The organism is Acidobacteriota bacterium (assembly GCA_030774055.1).
Classification (GTDB): domain Bacteria; phylum Acidobacteriota; class Terriglobia; order Terriglobales; family Acidobacteriaceae; genus JACPNR01.
This window is the reverse complement of record JALYLW010000066.1, coordinates 1-4,158: the sequence shown is the minus strand read 5'-3', so window position 1 is coordinate 4,158 and position 4,158 is coordinate 1. Positions and strand designations below refer to the sequence as shown.

The 4,158-nt window shown below is 62.0% G+C and carries 3 protein-coding genes; 1 reads left to right on the top strand and 2 read right to left on the bottom strand.

All coding sequences use genetic code 11. The features are described 5' to 3' along the window. Positions 1 to 2: 2 nt before the first annotated feature. A complete protein-coding gene (locus M3P27_05025) occupies positions 3 to 860 on the bottom strand; it encodes a hypothetical protein (GenBank protein ID MDP9267673.1) in 858 nt (285 codons plus the stop codon). Between the two features lie 91 nt (positions 861 to 951). Next, positions 952 to 1,134: a hypothetical protein gene (locus M3P27_05020; GenBank protein MDP9267672.1), complete on the bottom strand. Its 183-nt coding sequence runs from the start codon at positions 1,132 to 1,134 to the stop codon at positions 952 to 954. A gap of 351 nt (positions 1,135 to 1,485) precedes the next feature. Here M3P27_05020 and gyrB point away from each other — a divergent pair, with 351 nt between their 5' ends. Next, positions 1,486 to 4,116 (top strand): DNA topoisomerase (ATP-hydrolyzing) subunit B, encoded by a 2,631-nt coding sequence (gene gyrB / locus M3P27_05015; GenBank protein ID MDP9267671.1) that lies wholly within the window; start codon positions 1,486 to 1,488, stop codon positions 4,114 to 4,116. The last annotated feature ends 42 nt before the right edge of the window (positions 4,117 to 4,158 follow it).

Genomic DNA, 4,158 nt, shown 5'->3' with positions numbered 1-4,158 from the left:
ACTCAGCGGATATCGCGGCGCAACACGCGTTCGACCGTCTTCTCCACCGTCGAGGTGAATGGGTCGGGCGTATCGATGCGCGGCGAGCCCGAGCCGTATCCGGCGGAGGCCTCGGCCAGCGCTTCGTTCCAGCGCTGCAGGATGGGACGCGTCCGCGCCATGCTCGGCAGTGTGACCACCGCCGGCTCCGGACGCACCACATAGAAGAGCCAGATGCCGCACGACGACACCCAGACCGTCGAGCGCAGCAGGCTATAGACCGTCGCCCACTCCGGCCCGAAGTGCGCGCGCAGGTTCACAAAAAGCAGGTCGGTGACGGCATACACCCCGATGCCCATCGCGATGCCAAAGGTGCGGTGCCGCATGGTGAGGCCGAGCTTCGATCCGAACAACAACAGGAAGAGGAGCAGGCCGCACTGCGCCAGGCGCACGCTGCGCTCCAGGTCCAACACGCCCGCGATCACGCGGCTGGCTTCGTTGGGGGCGCTCCCATTCATGGCAGTGAGCACGCCGACCAGCAGCATGATCACGCCCGCCCACACGAAGAGCATGGTGCCGAGGTCGCGCAGCGCGTGATAGGGCTTGAGCGCCACGTGGAAGAGTTCGTAGATCACCGCAAAGCCGATCCCAACGCGTACCGCGTTGATGCTCCAGTAGGCGTAGAAGTATTGCGCGGAGCTCGCGCCCGCCGTGCGGTCGATGATGAAAAGCACCACGCTGCTCGCGACGTGGAAGGCGCAATAACTGAAGAACAACGGATACTGCTGGCGCAGGTTCTTGCGCCACAGGAAGACACACAGCGACGTGAGCGCGGACGCGCCGAGCAACCAGAATACGTATCCGATAGCCTGAGCGGACATGGGCCTGCCTCCGAGGGAGACGAATCCTACTCCCGCCGATAGCGGCCAGCAATAGCTAAATTGATACCGCCCTTACCCCTGGGCTAAACCCTTAGGTGGTCTTGGGGCTAGGCGGCTTCGGCGCTGGAGGCAGCGTCGTCGGCGTCGGCTCAGAGCCTTCCGAAAGCGTGATCGCAGGCTTCGGTTGGTTCGCAGCCGGGGTGGGTGCAGAGATGCCAGCGTAGATGCCGGCGAGCGAGAACACGACGAGCGCAGCGCGGAGGATGTTCTTCACGGTAAATCTCCTTGTGATTCTGGGGTCTATGGTGAAATGCGAGGCGGGTTGTCCGCCGCCGGGAGTATACGGGCAACCCCCGTTTTTTAGGCAAGTACAAAAGGCCATGTACCGTGCAAAACAACGCCGGAATCCCCTCTCCGCCGGGCTGGTTCCGCGGCTCGTCCTGGGGGCTTCGTATGCTATAATCTAGGGTACGCGAGCGTCCAGTAAGTGACTTAATAATCAACAAGTTGTAATCGTTAGGGGCGGGTAGAAACGGCGCCCGCACCACGCTCGAAGACGGTCTTTATACGGTTCAGAAAAAGGGTGGGCATGTCGCTTAAAGAGTCCGCGGTCGCGACCGCAAAAATGGCAAAAACAGAGAGCAAGCCCGAGTCAGAGTCCGCGACGAAGTCGAAGCCGAGAGCGAAAAAGAGCGCCGGCGGCGGCAATGGCGATTACACCGCTGACTCCATCAAGGTCCTCGGCGGCATGGAAGCGGTGCGCAAACGGCCCGCGATGTACATCGGCTCGACCGGCGATCTCGGATTGCACCACCTGGTCTACGAAGTCGTCGACAACTCGGTCGACGAAGCGCTTGCCGGCCACGCCGACCAGATCGACGTCACCATCCACATCGACAATTCCATCACCGTGGTCGACAACGGCCGCGGCATCCCGGTGGAGATGATGGACGTGGACGACGAAAAACTTCCCGCCGCGCAGGTCGTGATGACCAAGCTGCACGCGGGCGGCAAATTCGATTCCAACACCTACAAAGTCTCTGGCGGACTGCACGGTGTGGGCGTCTCGGTGGTGAACGCGCTCTCGCATCAGCTCGATCTCGAGATCTGGCGCGATGGCGCGGTGTGGGAGCAGTCCTACTCCAAGGGTGAGCCCACCACCAAGCTGAAGAAGACGGGCTCCACCAAGAAGCGCGGCACCCAGGTGCACTTCCTGCCCGACCGTGAGATCTTCTCGGCCACGCAGTACAACTTCGATACGCTCTCCAACCGGCTGCGTGAGCTGGCATTCCTCAATAAGGGTTTGCTCATCACGCTCACCGACGAACGCAACGCCGATTCCAAGACGGGCGAGCCCAAGCGCGTGGAGTTCAAGTACACCGGCGGCATCGCCGAGTTCATCAAGCACCTCAACCGCGGCAAGCAGGTGTTGCACGATAAGCCCATCTACATGGAAGCCGAGCGCTCCAGCGTGGCCATGGAGATCGCGCTGCAATACAACGACGGATACTCCGAGACCGTCTTCTCCTTCGCCAACAACATCAACACCATCGACGGCGGCTCGCATCTCTCGGGCTTCCGCACCTCGCTCACCCGCACCATCAACTACGCCGGGCAGCAGCTGGGCCTGTTCAAGGACGTGAAGGAGTCGCTGACCGGTGACGACGTCCGCGAAGGCCTGGTCGCGGTGATCAGCGTGAAGCTCTCGCAGCCGCAGTTCGAAGGCCAGACCAAGGGCAAGCTCAACTCCGATATCGCCGGCGTGGTGCAAGCCTTCGTGAACGAGCGCCTGGGCGCCTTCTTCGAGCAGAATCAGACGGTCGCGCGCAAGATCATCAACAAGGCCATCGACGCGGCCCGCGCGCGCGAGGCCGCGCGCAAGGCCCGCGACCTTACCCGCCGCAAGGGCGCGCTCGATGGCGGTGGCCTGCCGGGCAAGCTCGCCGACTGTTCCGAACGCGATCCCAACCGCTGCGAACTGTTCCTGGTGGAGGGCGAATCCGCCGGCGGCACCGCCAAGCAGGGCCGCGATCGCCGGTTCCAGGCCATCCTGCCGCTCAAGGGCAAGATCCTCAACGTGGAAAAAGCGCGCTACGACAAGATGCTTGGCCACGAGGAGATCCGCGCGATGATCACCGCGCTCGGCTGCGGCATCGGCACGGACGATTTCGATCCGGCCAAGCTGCGCTACGGCAAAGTCATCCTCATGACCGATGCGGACGTGGACGGCTCGCACATCCGCACCCTGCTGCTCACTTTCTTCTTCCGCCACATGCAGGAGCTCATCAAGCGCGGACACGTCTTTATCGCGCAGCCGCCGCTCTACTCCATCAAGAAGGGCAAGTCGATGCAGTACATCAAAGACGATCGCGAGTTCGTCAAAGTGATGGTCAAGCGCGCGTCGGAGGGCATCATCGTCCGCTACGGCGAGGGCGCGGCCAAGCTCGAGGGCCCCGAACTGGCGAAGTTCATGACCACGCTCGACGAATACCTCCGCTTCTTCGAGAAAGTGGACAAGCGCCTGCGCGACGAGAAAGCCACCGACCTGCTGCCGCACGTTGGGCTGGCACAGCGCGCCGACTTCGAGGGCGATAAGAAGACGCCGTCGAAGAAGATCGAGAAGCTGGAAAAACAGCTCAAGGCGCTCGCCAAAGAACAGGGCTACAAGTCCGTCTCTACCAGCTACGACGATGAGCACAACTTGTGGCAGGTCGTCATGGTGGATTCCCAGGGCGCCGAACGCAAGATCAACTGGTCGCTCATCAGCTCGCCCGAGTATCGCCAGATGATCTCGAAGTACAAGCAGATCGAGAGCTACATGGAGCCGCCGTTCGTCATCCAGAGCATTCCCAAGGGCGCTGCGGCGGAGACCAACGGCGACGAGCCCGAGTCAGACGCCGAGCGCGATGAGCGCGAGAAGATGGCCAAGAAGACCCCCAAGGTCGCGGCCGCGAAGAAGAAAGCCGCGCCCGAGGAAGTGGTCGAGAAGCCGAACGCGCGCGAGCTCTTCGCGTACGTCCTCAATGAAGGCAAAAAAGATTTCACCGTGCAGCGCTACAAGGGCCTGGGCGAGATGACCAGCGAACAGCTCTGGGATACGACCATGCAGCCGGAAAAACGCACGCTGCTCGAAGTGAAGCTCGAGGACATCGCCGAATGCGAAGCCATCTTCACCACGCTGATGGGCGAAGACGTGGAAGCGCGCCGCAAGTTCATCGAAGAGAACGCGTTGGACGTAAAGAACCTGGACATCTGACCCGCTTCAGGGTTACGCAACCAACGAAGCGCGGGCGTCTCG

Bases quoted from the DNA above. Each gene is read 5' to 3' on its own strand.
- M3P27_05025 (MDP9267673.1), bottom strand. From the start codon at position 860: ATGTCCGCTCAGGCTATCGGATACGTATTCTGGTTGCTCGGCGCGTCC.
- gyrB (MDP9267671.1), top strand. From the start codon at position 1,486: ATGGCAAAAACAGAGAGCAAGCCCGAGTCAGAGTCCGCGACGAAGTCG.